At 70.9% G+C, this 13254-nt stretch carries 15 protein-coding genes; 5 read left to right on the top strand and 10 right to left on the bottom strand.

Annotation, left to right across the window (positions count from 1 at the left end):
• Window positions 1–132: 132 nt before the first annotated feature.
• Entirely contained in the window at window positions 133–546 is a 414-nt protein-coding gene (locus FKR81_RS34945) for a YcxB family protein (protein WP_186763357.1), read from the top strand.
• On the opposite strand, the gene FKR81_RS34940 is transcribed toward FKR81_RS34945, so the two are convergent.
• The 5 genes from FKR81_RS34940 to FKR81_RS34920 are packed head-to-tail and all read right to left on the bottom strand — an operon-like array spanning window position 522 to window position 4317.
• Window positions 522–785 carry an HPr family phosphocarrier protein gene (locus FKR81_RS34940; protein ID WP_146358518.1) on the bottom strand — a complete coding sequence of 88 codons (264 nt, stop codon included), beginning with the start codon at window positions 783–785 and terminating at the stop codon, window positions 522–524. The two genes, FKR81_RS34945 and FKR81_RS34940, sit on opposite strands and share 25 nt — an antisense overlap.
• 10 nt (window positions 786–795) lie before the next feature.
• Window positions 796–2214 (bottom strand): PTS fructose transporter subunit IIC, encoded by a 1419-nt coding sequence (locus FKR81_RS34935; protein ID WP_146358517.1) that lies wholly within the window; start codon window positions 2212–2214, stop codon window positions 796–798.
• On the bottom strand, window positions 2211–2660 hold the full coding sequence (locus tag FKR81_RS34930) for a PTS sugar transporter subunit IIA (protein WP_146358516.1): 450 nt from the start codon (window positions 2658–2660) through the stop codon (window positions 2211–2213). The genes FKR81_RS34935 and FKR81_RS34930 overlap by 4 nt, the downstream gene beginning before the upstream one ends.
• Window positions 2657–3577 carry a 1-phosphofructokinase gene (gene pfkB / locus FKR81_RS34925; RefSeq protein ID WP_146358515.1) on the bottom strand — a complete coding sequence of 307 codons (921 nt, stop codon included), beginning with the start codon at window positions 3575–3577 and terminating at the stop codon, window positions 2657–2659. Before pfkB ends, FKR81_RS34930 begins: the two co-directional genes overlap by 4 nt.
• Window positions 3574–4317: a DeoR/GlpR family DNA-binding transcription regulator gene (locus FKR81_RS34920; RefSeq protein WP_146358514.1), complete on the bottom strand. Its 744-nt coding sequence runs from the start codon at window positions 4315–4317 to the stop codon at window positions 3574–3576. The genes pfkB and FKR81_RS34920 overlap by 4 nt, the downstream gene beginning before the upstream one ends.
• 131 nt (window positions 4318–4448) lie before the next feature.
• On the opposite strand from FKR81_RS34920, the gene FKR81_RS34915 reads away from it, so the two are divergent.
• The 3 genes from FKR81_RS34915 (at window position 4449) to FKR81_RS34905 (ending at window position 6349) form a co-directional block, all read left to right on the top strand.
• Entirely contained in the window at window positions 4449–5246 is a 798-nt protein-coding gene (locus tag FKR81_RS34915; RefSeq protein ID WP_146358513.1) for a hypothetical protein, read from the top strand.
• A gap of 50 nt (window positions 5247–5296) precedes the next feature.
• Window positions 5297–5887: a hypothetical protein gene (locus FKR81_RS34910; RefSeq protein WP_146358512.1), complete on the top strand. Its 591-nt coding sequence runs from the start codon at window positions 5297–5299 to the stop codon at window positions 5885–5887.
• 72 nt (window positions 5888–5959) lie between these two features.
• On the top strand, window positions 5960–6349 hold the full coding sequence (locus FKR81_RS34905) for a hypothetical protein (RefSeq protein ID WP_146358511.1): 390 nt from the start codon (window positions 5960–5962) through the stop codon (window positions 6347–6349).
• 174 nt (window positions 6350–6523) lie between these two features.
• Here the strand turns inward: FKR81_RS34905 and FKR81_RS34900 are convergent, their stop codons facing one another.
• The 5 genes from FKR81_RS34900 to fabG form a co-directional block, all read right to left on the bottom strand.
• Window positions 6524–7552 (bottom strand): ferrochelatase, encoded by a 1029-nt coding sequence (locus FKR81_RS34900; protein WP_146358510.1) that lies wholly within the window; start codon window positions 7550–7552, stop codon window positions 6524–6526.
• 43 nt (window positions 7553–7595) lie between these two features.
• Entirely contained in the window at window positions 7596–8366 is a 771-nt protein-coding gene (locus FKR81_RS34895; protein ID WP_146358509.1) for a maleylpyruvate isomerase mycothiol-dependent enzyme family protein, read from the bottom strand.
• Between the two features lie 153 nt (window positions 8367–8519).
• Window positions 8520–8933, bottom strand: coding sequence for a hypothetical protein (locus FKR81_RS34890; protein ID WP_146358508.1), 414 nt, complete (start codon window positions 8931–8933; stop codon window positions 8520–8522).
• 47 nt (window positions 8934–8980) lie between these two features.
• Window positions 8981–9748 (bottom strand): enoyl-ACP reductase FabI, encoded by a 768-nt coding sequence (gene fabI, locus FKR81_RS34885; protein WP_146358507.1) that lies wholly within the window; start codon window positions 9746–9748, stop codon window positions 8981–8983.
• Between the two features lie 35 nt (window positions 9749–9783).
• A complete protein-coding gene (fabG, locus tag FKR81_RS34880) occupies window positions 9784–10488 on the bottom strand; it encodes a 3-oxoacyl-ACP reductase FabG (protein ID WP_146358506.1) in 705 nt (234 codons plus the stop codon).
• A gap of 106 nt (window positions 10489–10594) precedes the next feature.
• On the opposite strand from fabG, the gene FKR81_RS34875 reads away from it, so the two are divergent.
• Window positions 10595–13201, top strand: coding sequence for an FAD-binding and (Fe-S)-binding domain-containing protein (locus tag FKR81_RS34875; protein ID WP_146358505.1), 2607 nt, complete (start codon window positions 10595–10597; stop codon window positions 13199–13201).
• The last annotated feature ends 53 nt before the right edge of the window (window positions 13202–13254 follow it).

Raw genomic sequence — 13254 nt, 5'->3', positions numbered from 1 at the left:
TCATCGACGCTACTTGCGCTTTCCGCCGCAGTCGACGTGGAGCTGCTCTAGGCTGTTCGCGCGATGAGTGTTGACTTTCGATGGGCCCCCGAACCGGCCGACTGGCGTGCCAGCCTGCGCACGATGGTCCCGATGTTCCGCTGGGCCCCCTGGTTCGCGCTGGTCCTCGGCGCCATGTCCGTGGTGCTGTTCTTCCTCGACATGACCGCGGCCGGGATCTTCGGGCTGGTGTTCGCGGTCGTCATCGGGTTCATGGAGCCGGTGGCCGTGTGGTGGCGGTTCAGCTCGAACGACCTGGTCAGCCAGACGGTCGTGGGCAGCGCCGACGAGTACTCGTTCCGCATGGCGGTCGGCGGGGCGATCCGCGAGGAGATCGACTGGGCCGAGCTGCCCGGCTGGACCGAGACGCGCACCGGGTTCGTGCTGAGCACGCTGGACGAAGGCGCGGTCGCACTCTCGGTGCCGCACCGCGCCTTCTCGGGAACGGACGACCAGCAGCGGTTCCGCGAGCTGCTGGAACGTCACATAGGTCCGTCCAGGTCCTGACCGATCAGGTCGGCCACGGCCCGCACCGCCTCCTCGGAGGCCGACGTCAGCTCGACCTCCTCGCCGTGCCCGGCGCCGAGGGTCATGAGGCTGAGCACGCTCGCCGCGTCCACCGGTTCACCGCCGATCTTGCTGATCAGCACGGGTGCGGACTGCTGGGCCGCGAGCTGGGCGACCAGCCCAGCTGGGCGGGCGTGCAGGCCCACGGACGACGCGACGACGACGGTTGCCTTGTACACGGGTGCCTCCTCAGGCGGGGACCAGCGACGGCGCGGGCCGCAGCTGCTTGAGTCCGATGACGGCCGCGGTGGACACGAGCACACCGGCCAGCAGCGCGACGACGAACAGGAGCGGTGAGCCGATCAGCGGGAGCACGAAGATGCCGCCGTGCGGCGCGCGCAGCGTCGCGCCGAACGACATCGACAGCGCGCCCGTGACCGCCGAGCCGAGCATGATCGACGGGATCACCCGCAGCGGGTCGGCCGCGGCGAACGGGATCGCGCCCTCGGTGATGAACGAGGCGCCCAGCAGCCACGCGGCGCGGCCGTTCTCGCGTTCCGCCTCGGTGAAGAGCTTCTTGCGGACGGTCGACGCCAGTGCCAGCGCGAGCGGCGGCACCATGCCCGCGGCCATCACGGCGGCCATGATCTGCAGCGACGCCTCGGCGCCGGTGGTGAGTCCGCCGACGGCGAACGCGTAGGCCGCCTTGTTCACCGGGCCGCCCATGTCGAACGCCATCATCAGGCCCAGCAGCGCGCCGAGCAGCAGCGCGGACGCGCCGCTCAACCCGTTGAGCCAGTTGGTCAGACCGGTCGTGGCGGCGGCGATGGGCTTGCCCACCACGACGTACATCAGGATGCCGACGATCGCCGAGCCGAGCAGCGGGTACACGACGACCGGCATGATGCCCGCGACCGAGCGCGGCACCTTCCAGCGCTTCAGCAGCGTCACCACGCCACCGGCCAGCAGGCCGGCCGCGAGACCGCCGAGGAAGCCCGCGCCGACGGTCACCGCGATCGCGCCACCGACGAAGCCGGGTGCGATGGCGGGCCGGTCGGCGATGGCGAACGCGATGAACCCCGCCAGCACCGGCACCAGGAACCCGAACGCGGCGGCGCCGACCTGGAACATCAGCGCGGCCCAGCTCTGCAGCGAGCCGATGGCGAACTGGTCGGTCACCTTGGGGGCGTTGACGATCTCGTAGCCGCCCAGCGCGAACGACAGCGCGATCAGCAGGCCGCCTGCCGCGACGAACGGGATCAGGTAGCTGACCCCGGTCATCAGCCACTGCCGGATCTTGGTGCCGAGCTTGTCGTTGGCGCTGACCTTGGTGGTCAACGCAGGTGCGGCAGGCGCTGGACCAGCCGCAGCAGCGGCACGAGCCTGGTCGAACAAGCCGGTGGCTCCGCTGATGGCCTGCTTCACGGACGCCTCGACGATCGGCTTGCCCGCGAAGCGCTCCTTGCCCTGCACGGCGACGTCCGCGGCGAGGATCACCGCATCGGCGCCCGCGATCTCCTCGGCCTTCAACGGCGTCGAGCCCGCGGAGCCCTGCGTCTCCACGAGGATCTCGTCCCCGTTGGCCTTCGCGGTCTGCTCCAGCGACTCCGCGGCCATGTAGGTGTGCGCGATGCCCGTGGGGCATGCGGTGACGGCGACGAACTTCACGGGGACACCTCCTGCTGGACGTAGGCCGCGACGGCGGCGGGGTCGTCGGCCTGCAACAACGTCTGCTTGAACTCGGCGCGCACCAGGCGGCGGGCCAGCGCGGCGAGCACGGTCATGTGGTCTGCGCCGCCGCCTTCCGGCGCGGCGATCAGGAAGATCAGCTTCGCGGGGCCGTCCGGCGCGCCGAAGTCGACGCCGTTGGTGCTGCGGCCGAACGCGAGCGTGGGCTCGGTGACCGCGGCCGAGCGGCAGTGCGGGATGCCGATGCCGCCCTCCAGTCCGGTGGCCATCTGCTGCTCGCGCTTCTCGATGTCGGTGAGGAAGAGGTCGATGTCGGTGACGCGGCCCGCGTCGACGAGCCGCTGCGCCAGCTCGCGGACGGCGGAACGGCGCTCGCCCTCGAGGTGGAGGTCGACGAGATCGGTGGTGATCAGTGCGGCGTTCATCGGGCGGCTCCGTGGGTGACTTCGAAGGGGAGGCAGCGCACCTCGTGCGGGTGCACGTCTTGGGGGGTGGGCATGCGGCTGCCCTCGAGCGCGACCGCGGCGGTGCCGTACGCGACGGCGATGCGCAGCGCGTCCGGGCCTCGGGCGCCCGCGTGCAGGAAACCGGCGAGCATCGCGTCGCCCGCGCCGACCGTGCTGCGCACCTCGACGGCGGGACCGGTGGCGTGCCACGCCTTGCCGTGCTGGACGAGCAGCGCGCCGTCGGCGCCGAGGCTCACCAGCACGGTGGCGACGGGCAGCCCGGCGCAGAAGTCCGCGATCTCGTCGAGCGTGTTCAGCGGACGACCGGCGAGCTCGGCCAGCTCCTCGCGGTTCGGCTTGATCAGGTCGGTCCGGGGCACGCAGGCGGCGACGAGCGCGCCGCCGGACGTGTCGACCGCGATCCGGGTGTCGCCCAGCCTGCGGATGACCCGTGCGTAGAAGTCGAACGGCGCGCCGGGCGGCAGGCTGCCGGAGAAGACGACCCACTCCGCGCTCTGCGCCAGCGCGGTGACCCGGTGCTCCAGCGCGGTCAGCTCGCGCGGGCTCAGCTCAGGCCCCGGCTCGTTGATCTTCGTGGTGGTGCCGTCCGGTTCGACGATCGCGATGTTGCTGCGCGTCGAACCGGCGATCGGCACGGACACGACCGGAACCCCTTCCGGCGCCAGCATCTCGGAGAGCCGCTCGCCGGCCGCACCGCCCGCGGGCAGCACGGCGACGGTCGGCGTCCCGGCGGCGGCGAGCGCGCGGGACACGTTGACGCCCTTGCCACCGGGGTCCAGCCGGGTGCTCTTCGCGCGCAGCACCTCGCCGCGGCGGAAGTCCTCGACCAGCTCGGTGCGGTCGAGGCTCGGGTTGGGTGTGACGGTGATGATCATGCTCGGACGACCTCCAGGTCCTCGAGCTCTTCGGTGAGTCCGGAGTCGGTGATGAGCAGGTCGACCTCGGACAGGTGCGCGAACCGGCTGAGCTGGTCCGCTCCGTGCTTGCTGTGGTCCGCGAGCACGACGCGGCGGCGCCCGGCGCGGACCATGGCCTGCTTCACGGCGGCCTCGGCGACGTCCGGCGTGGTGAACCCGTGCTCGGCGGAGAAACCGTTGGTGCCGAGGAACACCACGTCCACCAGCAGCCCGTCGAGCGCCTGCAGCGTCCACGACTCGACGGCGGCGAGCGTCGTGCCGCGGATCCGGCCGCCGAGCAGGTGCAGCGTGAGGTTCGGGCGGGCGGCGACGATCGTGGCGACGGGCAGCGAGTTGGTGAAGACGATCAGCTCTTTGTCCGCCGGCAGCAACGTGGCGAGCCTGCTGGTCGTGGTGCCCGCGTCGAGCAGGATCGCGCCGCGGTCGGGCACCTCCTGGAGCGCCGCCTTGGCGATGCGCTCCTTCTCGGCGGCGTTGGTCTGGTCGCGTTGCGCCACGCCCGGTTCGAAGTCGAGCCGATCGATCATGACCGCGCCGCCGTACACCCGGCGCACGAGACCCTGGCGCTCGAGAATGCCCAGGTCACGGCGGATGGTCTCAGGGGCGACGTTCAGCTCGGCCGCCATGTCCGCGACGTCGACCCGCCCGTCCTGACGAGCTCGCTGCACCAGCAGCCGGTGCCGCTCCGTCGCGTACATGCCCGGTTCCTTCCGTTTGTTGCCTGGTTACGTTTGATTGTGCCCGGTGTTACCTGAGTGTCAATCCCCTCTTGTCCCCCATGCGAGACACCGGGTGGGTCCGCTTTCCGCTGGCCCCGTAATCTCGATGCGTGTCCTGTGCGAGCGCCACGCTGGTCGTGTGGGCGTCGGGATGGCTGCACGGTCTGGCTGCCTCCGACGACGTCCTCGACGCCCTGCAAACGTGGGCCGAGCTGCACGAGGTGGTCGCCGACGACGACGGCACCGCCACTGCGCTCGACCTCCCCGGTCCCGACGAGGCCCCGGTGGGGCCCGCTTTGCTGCTGGCCGCACTGCGGCGCGCCGGAGCGGTCGGCGCACGACTCGTCCTGCCCGTCGCCGGGGACGTGCGCGGCCTCGGCGGCAAGGGCCCGCTCTCGCAGTGCGCGCTGCGCGCCGGTGAGGCGATCGTGGTGCCGTCGGTGAGCGTCGGGCTCGTGCCGAAGATCGTCGCGGACGGCGTGATGCGCTGGACCGTGTTCGACCTGCCGAGCGCGAACGGCCTCGAGCACATCCCGCTCGGCGAGGCCGAGAACGGCCTGGCCGCCGCGATGCGCGAGGCCGCGTCCGCGCTGGTGACGCTGGACGTCGCCCGGCACCGGCCGAACGTGCGCAAGGAGATCGCCGAGCTGGCGACGGAGAACTCGACGCTGCCGTGGCCCGCCGCCATGCCTCCACGTGCGCTGCGCGTCCTGCAGCGCGCCGCGGAGGTCGACGCGATCCTGCGCGTCGCCGCGTCGGACGCACCCGGTAGCGCCGTGTCCGCGTCGGCGACCCAGGCGCGCGACGACGCGCTGCGGCCGTTGTCCGAGGCCGTGCGCCGGGCCCGGTGCGCCGCCGTCGACGAGGCCGTCCGGGTGCTCGCCGACCAGGCTGCCGGGCGGCACTAGCGTCCGAAAGGGCGAGCGCCTGGGCGTCGGCGCCTGGTTAGCTGGTTCGAATGTGGGATCCGTTCGGCACGCTGGCCAACGCGTTGTGGATCGGTGGCGCCCAGTGGGCCGGTAAGTCGACCGTGGCGCGAATCCTGGCGCACCGGCACGGGATCACCGCGTACCACTACGACTACCACGACGCGCGCGGCCACAACGACCGGCGCATCGCCCAGCGCGCGCTGCGCAGTCAGCCGCTCTACGGCGCCGAGCCCGAGCCGACGGCCGAGCTGGAGGCGCGGCGGATCATCGAGTCGTCGTTCGCCGACCGGTTCGAGTGGACGCTCGACGACCTGCGCGCACTGGTGTCCGGACGTCCCGTGCTCGCCGAGGGCTGGGGGCTGCGGCCGGAGCTGGTGATGGAGTTCAGCAAGCCCGACCGGATGATCGTGATGGTGCCGTCGGAGGAGTTCCGCCTGCACCAGGCGGAGACGCTCGCCCGCGCCGCGGTGCGCAACATCGACCGCGACCGGATCATCGGCGAGGACGCCGTTTCGCGGGCACGTGCCTACGGCATCCGGGTGTACGAAGTGGACGGTTCGAGGAACGCCGAACAGGTGGCCGACGAGGTGTCCGAGCACTTCGCGGAGATGCTTCGCTGATTTATGCGATTCCCCCTCAACCGCAATGGTGTTCCGCTGCGAACACCAGGCATAGGAGAGGGGAATCGGCAGATGTCAGTCCTACCGCACACCGTGATCAGCCGGTACGCCAGAGACCTGGGGTGGCCGCTGCTGCTGCAGAACAACGGGATCTTCCTGCCAGCCAACCTGGGCATCGCCGGGCTGCGGCTCGCCGCGGGCCTCGCCGGTGAGGTCAACACCGAGATCCGGCGGCGGGAGATCGTCGTCCCGATCCTCGCCTCGACGCACCACTGGGTCTTCCTGACGGAGGAACCCTTTCAGCGGCTGCCGCCGGGCGTGAACGTCCAGAGTGGACCGATCGCGTTGCCGCCGACCGAAGTGGACGGTGTGCCGACCCGCTGGGTCAGCGCGCCGGGTGCGCTCATCCCGCCGCCTGCCGTCGTCATCGACGCGATCCGCTACGTGGTGCGGAAGCGCTGAGAGCGGTCGGCGCGGGACAAGCGGCTGTTCCCGGCGTCGACCTGCGACGGGGCTGGTCCGAGACCGGCAGCCCTCCATCAACGGCCGTGAGCTCCCGGCCCCGTCGCACCACCGATGAGCACCGCTCGCCCTCCCGAGTCCCCGACACACCCCGAGGGAGGGCGAGCGGCCCTGTCAGGACCGGACCGGCCGCTTCGCCAGCTCGCAGCACAGCAGCGCGCAGAACGCGCCGTCCGTCGTGCAGCCCAGCGACGTGAACGACGACAGCTTGCGGGGCTCGAGCCCCTCGGTGTGCTCGCGGACCAGCTCGACCACCAGCTCGGCGAACCGGGGGTCGGAGTTGGGCGTCGCCGCGCGGGCGAACTCCATCCCCAGCTCACCGGCACGCTCACGGGCCTCGGTGTCGAGGTCCCACACGACTTCCAGGTGGTCGGACACGAACCCGATCGGGACCACCACGACACCGCGCACACCGTCGGCGTGCAGCGCGTCGATGTGGTCGACGATGTCCGGAGCCAGCCACGGGATCTGCGGCGGACCGGACCTGGACTGCCACACCACGTCGTACTCGGTGAGCCCCAGCTCGAGCGCCACCAGGCGGGAGGCCTCGGCGACCTGACGCGAGTACAGGTGGCCGCCGTCGGCGGGCGGACCGGCGGCCTTGTCCGCCGACACCGGCACGCTGTGCGCGGTGAACACCACTCGGTACGGCCCGGTCAGCTCCGCGCCCGCCGCGCGCACGGCGTCCGCGAAGGACGAGATGAACAGCGGGTGGTCGAAGAACTGGCGCAGCTTCACGAGCTCCGGCGCGTCGTCGCCGACCGCGGCGCGGGCGCGGAGGATGTCCTCGTCGTACTGGCGGCAGGCGGAGTAGCCGCCGTACGCGGACGTCGGGAACACGAGCGCGCGCCGGACGCCGTCGCTCGTCATCTTGCCGAGCGTGTCCTCGGCCATCGGGTGCCAGTTGCGGTTGCCGAAGTAGACGGGCAGGTCGAGGCCCGCGGCGCGGACGGCGTCGATCGCCTCGAGGTTCAGCCGGTTGATCGGCGAGACGCCGCCGAAGTGCTGGTAGTGCGCTTCGACCTCGTCGAGCCGCTCGGGCGGCACTCCCCTGCCGCGGACCACGTTCTCCAGGAAGGGGCGGACGTCCTCGGGGCCTTCCGGGCCTCCGAAGGACAGCCAGAGCAGCGCGTCGAAACTCACCGCTCCATCCTGGTACGCGCAGATGGTGAGCGCACAACCGGGGTCAGATCGGGACGAACAGCCGGCTGAACCTCGGCGCGAGCCACAGCCGCCTCCCCCAGGCGAGGACGCCGCCGGACAACGCGAACCGCGCGGAGCCGACGAGCCCGACGGAGTTGAGCAGGAACCCCACCGGATCGACCGAGAGGTGCAGGTCCGCCCGAGCCGGGCGCTCGCGGGCGACGGTCAGCTCGCCGTCGCGCACGCGGAACGCCCAGTCGTCGCCACCGCGCAACGCCACGTGGTAGGTCCCCGTCGCGGTGCGGGCGGCGCGCGGGTCGACCGCCAGCACCACCGCGGGCAGCACGCCGCGCAGGCACGTCACCGCCTGCACCCGGCTGATCGGCCATGGCCGGCCGAGCGCACGCGCCAGGTCCGTGCCGTGCAACAGGAGCTCGCTGAGCAGGCTCGCACCGACGCCCTCGACCGTGTGCGGCACGGTGAAGTACCACGCGCGCCGCTGTCCGTCGGCGCCGGACGCCGCCAGGAAGGACGCCATCTCGGCTTCGAGCAGCCCGGCCAGCGCGACCGGATCACGGGTGGCTACGGCGTCGACCTCGCGCTGGTTCTCGTCGGCCAGCGAGGCGGGGAACGGGTGCGGCTCGCCGGACATCCGCACGTACCGTCCTGGCAGTCCGGCCAGATGGGCACCGAGCTCGGCGGCGGTCCACGTCACGCGCGCCAGCGGCAGGTCGCCACTGGGCAGCGCACGCAGCAGCTCGCACACCCGCGCCGTCGCGGCGCTGATCTCGGCTCGGAGCGCCGGCCAGTCCACGGGGTCACCGTATCCGCCCACAGCCGCACGATCCGCGGGCATAATCGACTTCGTGGCGAAGCGACGGAAACGCACAGGTGTCCTGCTGGTGCTGGCGGTCCTGCTCTTCCCGATCTACTTCGTGATCCGCTGGATCAAGACTTTCGCCGGCTCCTAGAGATGACCCGCGTCCTCGCGCTCGGTCTCACCGCGTTTGCGCATGGCGGCCGCGTACAGCCGCGGCGCGAACTTGATCAGCAGCACCGCGGCCAGGTTCGTGAGGAACACCAGCGTGGTGTAGCCGAAGCACACGATCAGCAGCCACGTGGGCAGCCGCACGAAGACACCGGCGAACAGGCACGAGAACGGCAGCAGCACGCCGATCGCGTTCAGCACCACCAGGTCGAACAGCAGCGACCGCATGGCGCGAGCGAAGCCCTTCTCGACGTTGTCGCCGGGATCGGGCTCGGCCAGCTCGGCCGGGTTGCGGGGCAGCCCGCTGATCAGCGCGCCTGCCGCCACGGTCAGGAAGATCGTGAACAGCACGGCGGCCGTGGACAGGAACTGCGTCGCGTCCGTGGCTCGCACGGTCCCCCCTCACCCGGCGCCCGCGAAGGGCGCCGGGCCGCACAGAACTACAGACCCAAGAAGTGCACGCCGCCGTCGACGAACACCATCGAGCCGGTGGTCGCCGGGAACCAGTCGGACAGCAGGCCGCAGACGGACTTCGCGACCGGCTCGGCGTCCTCGACGTCCCAGCCGAGCGGCGCCTTCTCCGCCCACATCTTCTCCAGCTCGATGAAGCCGGGGATGGACTTGGCCGCCATCGTCTTCACCGGACCGGCCGAGATCAGGTTGACCCTGATGCCCTGCGGGCCGAGGTCGCGCGCCATGTAGCGGTTGACCGACTCGAACGCGGCCTTCGCCGCGCCCATCCAGTTGTAGGCGGGCCACGCCTGGCGCGCGTCGAAGTCGAGGCCGACGACCGACGAGCCGGGGCCCATCAACGGCAGGGTGGCCTTCACCAGCGACTTGTACGAGAACGCGGAGACCTCCATGGCCGTCGCCACGTCCTCCCACGGCGCGTCCATGAACGGCGCGCCGAGGCACGACTGGGGCGCGAAGCCGATGGCGTGCACGACGCCGTCGAGCCCGTCGACGTGCTCGCGCACGCGGTCGGCCAGCGTGTCGAGGTGCTCCTGGTTCTGCACGTCGAGCTCGACCACCGGCGGCTTCTTCGGGAGCCGCTTCGCGATCAGCTCGACGAGACTCAGCCTGCCGAACCCGGTGAGCACGACCTCCGCGCCCTGCTCCTGCGCGACCCGTGCCACGTGGAAGGCGATCGACGCGTCGGTGATGACACCGGTGATCAGCAGTCGCTTGCCTTCGAGCAGTCCCGTCACTTACGTCCTCCGTCTTGGCGGTTTGTACGAAGTTTTCAGTGGCCCATGCCGAGGCCGCCGTCGACCGGCAGCACGGCACCGTTGATGTAGCCGGAGTCGTCGGCGGCGAGGAACGTCACGGCCTTGGCGATGTCCTCGACCGAGCCGTAGCGACCGGCCGGAATGCGCTTGAGCACGCCGTCGCGCACGGCGTCCGGCAGCTCGGCGGTCATGTCCGTGGTGATGAAGCCCGGTGCGACGACGTTGGCGGTGATGTTGCGCGACCCGAGCTCGGCGGTGATGGAGCGCGCCATGCCGACCATGCCGGCCTTGCTGGCGGCGTAGTTCACCTGACCCGCGCCGCCCGAGAGGCCGACCACGGACGAGATGAACACGATGCGGCCGAACTTCTTGCGCAGCATGCCCTTCGACGCCCGCTGGGCGAACCGGAACGCGCCGACGAGGTTCGCGTCGAGCACGCGGGTGAACTGCTCCTCGCTCATCCGCAGCAGCAGCGTGTCGTCCGTGATGCCGGCGTTCGCGACGAGCACCTCGACGGGCCCGTGCGCGGCCTCCACCTCGGCGAACGCGGCGTCGATCTCGGCGGAGCTGGTCACGTCGCACTTGACGCCGAGCATGCCCTCGGGTGCGCCGGAGCCGCGGTGCGTCACCGCCACCTTGTCGCCCTGGGCGAGGAACGCCTTGGCGATGGCCAGGCCGATGCCCCGGTTGCCGCCGGTGACCAGAACGGACCGTCCCACGAGTACTCCTCATCGCTGCTGGTTGACAGCCCGAGGCTATCGGCTACCGCTGAGTACCCCGTCATCGGCCGAGGCACGTCACAGTCCGCCCCGTCACACTTGATCGGTGAGCGAGTTCCTCGATCAACTCCGCCGGGTGAACGGCGACGTGCTGCACGACCCGGCGACCCGCGCCCTGTACTCGGCGGACGCCTCGAACTACCGGCACGTGCCCCAGGTGGTGCTCCGCCCGAAGAGCATCGACGCGGTGGTCGAGGCGGTCGCTGTCGCCGCAGCGCACGGGGTGCCGATCACCAGCAGAGGTGCCGGGACGTCCATCGCGGGCAACGCGTGCGGCACCGGCCTGGTGATCGACTTCTCGCGGTACCTGAACGCGGTCGAGATCGACGGTGACCGGGCGACGGTGCAACCGGGCGCCGTGCTCGACCGGGTGAACGCGCTGGCCACGCCGTTCCTCTTCGGCCCCGACCCGTCCACGCACTCCCGCTGCACGGTCGGCGGCATGATCGGCAACAACGCGTGCGGCGCTCACTCGGTCAGGTGGGGCAAGACGAGCGAGAACGTGACGCGGCTGGACGTGCTCCTCCCGGACGGCAGGCGGTTCCGCACCGACGCCCCGCCGGAGCTAGACCTGCCCACCGCGGACCCCGCGTGGTTCCCGGAGCTCAGCCGCCGGGTCAGCGGCTACGCGCTGGACGCACTGCCCGATCTCACGAAGGCGCTGGTGGGCACCGAGGGCACCTGCGTGGTGCTGCTCGGCGCGGAGCTGAAGCTCGTCCGCGCGCCGGAACGGCGCATCCTCGTCGTGCTGGGCTTCGCCGACACCTACGACGCCGCCGACCAGGTCGTCGCGCTGCGGGAACTGCCGGTGCTCGCCGTCGAGGGGATCGACGAGGCGCTGGTCAGGGCGGTCCGGCAGCGTCCGGAGCTGCCACCGGGCCGCAGCTGGCTGTTCGTCGAGGTCTCCGACCACCACACCGCGAAACAGGCCGCGCGGATCTCGCGGCACCACCTGATCATCGAGGACGCCGCGCACCAGCGGGCGCTGTGGCGCATCCGCGAGGACGGCGCCGGCCTGACGACGCGCACGCCGGACGGCGGCGAGGCGTGGTCCGGCTGGGAGGACGCGGCCGTGCCGCCCGAGAACCTGGGCCGCTACCTGCGCGAGTTCGACGCACTCCTGTCCCGCCACGGACGGCGCGGCATCACCTACGGCCACTACGGCGAGGGCTGCCTGCACGTCCGCATCGACTTCGACCTGGCGCACGGCTACCGCGCGTTCCTGGAGGACGCGGCGGACCTCGTGGTCGCGCACGGCGGGTCGCTGTCCGGCGAGCACGGCGACGGCCAGGCGCGGTCCGAGCTGCTGACCCGCATGTACCCGCCCGCGGCGATCAAGGCGTTCGGGCGGTTCAAGGCGGCGTTCGACCCGCGCAACCTGCTCAACCCCGGTCGCATCGTCGACCCGCTGCCGCTCGACGCCGACCTGCGCGTCGTCGTGGCGCCGCCGCGCATCCCGACCAGGGCCGAGTTCGCGGCGGACACGCGCCGGTGCGTCGGGGTCGGCAAATGCCTCAACACCAAGGGCGGCGTGATGTGCCCCAGCTACCGGGTCACCAAGGAGGAGAAGCACTCCACGCGCGGACGAGCGCGACTGCTGTTCGAGATGCTCACCGGTGACGTGATCAGGAAGGGCTGGCGGTCGGCGGAGGTCCGCGACGCGCTCGACCTGTGCCTGGCGTGCAAGGGCTGCAAGCGCGACTGCCCGGTCGACGTGGACATGGCCGCGTACAAAGCGGAGTTCCTGCACCACCACTACAAGTGGCGCGTCAGGCCCGCCGCGCACTACTCCATGGGATGGCTCCCACTGTGGCTGCGCCTGGGTTTTGTCCATCGACTGGCCACCCGGTTCCGCCGCCTGGGCGGCATCGCGCCCGAACGCGAGCTGCCCGTGCCCGCACGGCGAACGCTCCAGCAGCTCTTCCGCCGGACGAACCAGGGCGGCACCAGGGTCCTGCTGTTCCCCGACACCTTCACCAACCGGTTCGAGCCGCGGATCGGGCTCGACGCGGCGAACGTGCTGACGCACCTCGGGTACCAGGTGGACCTGCCGAAGCCGACGGTCTGCTGTGGACTGACGTGGCACTCGACCGGCCAGTTCGGAGTGGCCGAGCGGGTGCTGCGCCGCACCGCGCGCATCCTGCGGCCGTGGACGTCGACGGGCACGCCGGTCGTCGGACTCGAACCGAGCTGCACCTCGTTCCTGCGCAACGAGGCGCAGAAGTTGACCGATGACAGCGACGTGAAGTTGCTCGCCAACTCGATGCGCACCTTTGCCGAACAAATTGAACAAGACCTGCCGCAGGCCGTCGGCTCCGGGAAAGCACTCGTGCAGATCCACTGCCACCAGTACGCGGACCTGGGTTTCGTGGCCGATCGCAACGTATTTGAGACGGCCGGTGTCGACGCGACCGTTCTGGACTCCGGTTGTTGCGGTCTGGCCGGGAATTTCGGCTTCGAGAAAGGACACTACGAGGTGTCCATGGCGTGCGCTGAGCAGGGACTTCTCCCCGCGGTCAGAGAAACGGAAGCACAGGTCGTCGCGGACGGATTCAGCTGCCGGACGCAGATCCGTCACGGATCAGCAAAGGAACCGGTTCATCTGGCAACCGTGATTGCCAGCACACTTGGATTGGTCTCCAAAGAAACCTAACGAGACACGAAGACCCCCCTTAAGTAGTGATCTGTCCGCAACCGTGAACCTAA

Origin of the sequence: Lentzea tibetensis (assembly GCF_007845675.1) — a bacterium.
Lineage (GTDB): Bacteria > Actinomycetota > Actinomycetes > Mycobacteriales > Pseudonocardiaceae > Lentzea > Lentzea tibetensis.
The sequence above is the reverse complement of the archived record's forward strand: the minus strand, read 5'-3'. Positions and strand labels throughout refer to the sequence as shown.